Source organism: uncultured Aquincola sp. (assembly GCF_964001545.1).
Classification (GTDB): domain Bacteria; phylum Pseudomonadota; class Gammaproteobacteria; order Burkholderiales; family Burkholderiaceae_C; genus Aquincola.
The window spans coordinates 1-2,602 of the sequence record NZ_CAXFDV010000711.1; the positions used below are offsets into that span (position 1 = coordinate 1).

3 protein-coding genes are annotated in these 2,602 nt (G+C 69.4%); all 3 read right to left on the bottom strand.

What is annotated here, in order from left to right; genetic code table 11:
• Positions 1 to 151 precede the first annotated feature (151 nt).
• Positions 152 to 1,063 (bottom strand): LysR family transcriptional regulator, encoded by a 912-nt coding sequence (locus tag ABNT58_RS25025; protein WP_348756099.1) that lies wholly within the window; start codon positions 1,061 to 1,063, stop codon positions 152 to 154.
• Positions 1,064 to 1,084: 21 nt separating this feature from the next.
• Positions 1,085 to 1,999 carry an arginase gene (rocF, locus tag ABNT58_RS25030; protein WP_348756100.1) on the bottom strand — a complete coding sequence of 305 codons (915 nt, stop codon included), beginning with the start codon at positions 1,997 to 1,999 and terminating at the stop codon, positions 1,085 to 1,087.
• Positions 2,000 to 2,019: 20 nt separating this feature from the next.
• The coding region (locus tag ABNT58_RS25035) for a TIGR00730 family Rossman fold protein (protein WP_348756101.1) at positions 2,020 to 2,602 on the bottom strand (583 nt) is incomplete at its 5' end.

The following is a 2,602-nucleotide window of genomic DNA, read 5'->3' on the forward strand; positions in this document are numbered from 1 at the left end:
GGAACGCAGGAACAGCTTGCGGGACAGGCGCATGGTGCGGAGCATGACAAAGGGATGACCGCGCATCCTAGAAAGGGCGGGCGGCGCGGACAAACACGGATTGGGCAAGGCTGCGTTGCTGCCACCGCAAAGCGGCGCAGCCCGGGCGGCGCTACAGCACTTCGGGCAGGTGCTGCTTCAGATGCTCCAGGAAGGCCTGCACCGCCCGCGGCAGCGTGCGGCCGGCCAGCGTTTGCACCTCCAACGTCCGCAGGTCCAGGCCGGCGTCGGTCACCGGCACCGCGGCCAGGCGGTTTTCGGCCCGCAGCTGGCGCACCGCCACGCCACTGGACACCGACAACCCACCGCCTTCGATCGCAAAGCTGTGCAGCGTGCTCATGTTGTTGCTCACCAGCGCCGGCCGCAGCCGGATCTGCTGGCGGGCGCAGGCCGCATCGATCATCTGCCGCAGCGTGGTCTGCGGGCCGGGCAGGGCCAGCGGATGCTCGCTCATCGTGCGCAGCTCGATGCCGGCGGCGCCGGCCAGCGGATGGTCGGGCCGCATCAGCGCCAGCACGGGGGCGCTCTGGCTGTACTGCAGCTCGATGTCCGCCTCGGGCGCCTGGCTGAAGCGCAGGCCGATGTCCACCACGCCTTCACGCACCTGGGCGGTGACCACGGCCGGCGGCTGCGCATCCAGCTCGAAGAAGATGCCTTCATGCTGCTGCCGGAAGGCCACGATCAGCCGCGGCAAAAACAGGTTGGCAAAGGCCTCGGAGGCGGCGATGCGCACCAGCCCCATGCGCATGCCCTGCAGCGCCTGGATCTCCTGCAGCGCGCGTTCTTCTTCCAGCCCGGCGCGGCGGGCATACGCGGCCAGGATCTCGCCGGCCTGCGTGGGCACCATGCCGCGCGGATGGCGCTCGAACAGCGTGGTGCCCAGCGTGCGTTCCAGCGCTGCGATCTGCCGGCTGACGGCCGAGGCGGCCACGTGCAGCCGCTCGGAAGCCACGGTGGCCGAGCCGCTGCGCACCACCTCCTGGAAGTAGCGCAGCGCGGTGTCCTGCAGCAGCGGCTTGGGCATCCGGGGCGGTTGGCGCCAGGGTCAGCGGCGCATCAGCGTGCTCTTGCCGAACAGGCTCTCGATCATGTCCACCGCGATCAGCGCGGTGCGGTTGCGCACGTCCAGCGCGGGGTTGATCTCCATCACGTCCAGCGAGCCCAGGCGGCCGGTGTCGGCGATCATCTCCATGCACAGCTGCGCCTCGCGGTAGGTGGGACCGCCGGGCACGGTGGTGCCCACGCCGGGCGCGATGTCGGCGTCCATGAAGTCGACGTCGAAGCTCACGTGCAGGTGGGTGTTGTCGTCCAGCGTGGCCAGCGCCAGCTCCATGGTGTGGCGCATGCCCATCTCGTCGATGTAGCGCATGTCGAACACCTCCAGCCCCACCTGGTGCACGAAGCGCTTTTCGCCGGCATCGACGCTGCGGATGCCGATCTGGCGGATCCACTTGGGGTTGACGGCCGGCACATGGCCGCCGATCTCGATCAGCTCCTTCGGGCCGTAGCCGCACAGGCAGGCCACCGGCATGCCGTGGATGTTGCCGCTGGGCGTGAGCTCGTTGGTGTTGAAGTCGGCATGCGCATCCAGCCACAGCACCCGCAGTTTCTTGCCCACCTCGCGGCAATGGCGCGCCACCGCGCTGATGGAGCCCAGCCCCAGGCAGTGGTCGCCGCCCATCAGGATGGGCATGCGGCCGATGCGCAGCTCGGCCAGCACCGCGTCGTGCACCAGCTGGTTCCAGGCGGCCACCTCGTGCAGGTGGCGGTAGCCCTCGTCGGGCGGCAGCCAGGGGTTGGAAGGGCCGATCAGGTTGCCGCGGTCTTCCACCTGCAGCCCATGGCTTTCCAACGCCTGCGCGAAGTCGGCCACGCGCAGGGCCTCGGGTCCCATGCGCGCGCCCTTGGCGCCGGCGCCGATGTCGGTTGGCGCGCCGATGAGGCTGACAAGGTGGGTCATGGGCATCTACTCCAGGGTGGTCAGAAGTCCTCGGCGCGCGGGCTCTTGCCGTCGCCGTTGTCCACGTCGCTGTCCAGGCCGTACTCGGCCGCCAGGATCTCGTAGGCCTCCTCGGCCGTCTCGACGAAGCGGAACAGGTGCACGTCCTCTGGCGAGATCATGCCGGTCTCGATCAGCAGCTCGAAGTTGATCAGGCGCGTCCAGAAGTCGCGGCCGAACAGCAGCACCGGGCGGCGGCGGCTCTTCCTGGTCTGGATCAGCGTCAGCGCCTCGAACATCTCGTCCAGCGTGCCGAAGCCGCCCGGGAAGGCCACGATGGCCACGCTGCGCATCAGGAAGTGCATCTTGCGCAGGCCGAAGTAGTGGAACTGGAAGCACAGCTCCGGCGTGATGTACGGGTTGGGCGCCTGTTCGTGCGGCAGCACGATGTTCAGCCCCAGGCTGCGGCCGCCCACCTCGAAGGCGCCGCGGTTGCCCGCTTCCATGATGCCAGGGCCGCCGCCGGTGGACACCACGATGGGCGTGGCCAGCCGGGCCGCGCGCACGGTCACGATCTCGGCGAAGCGGCGCGCTTCTTCGTAGTAGCGGCTCATCGTCACCGCC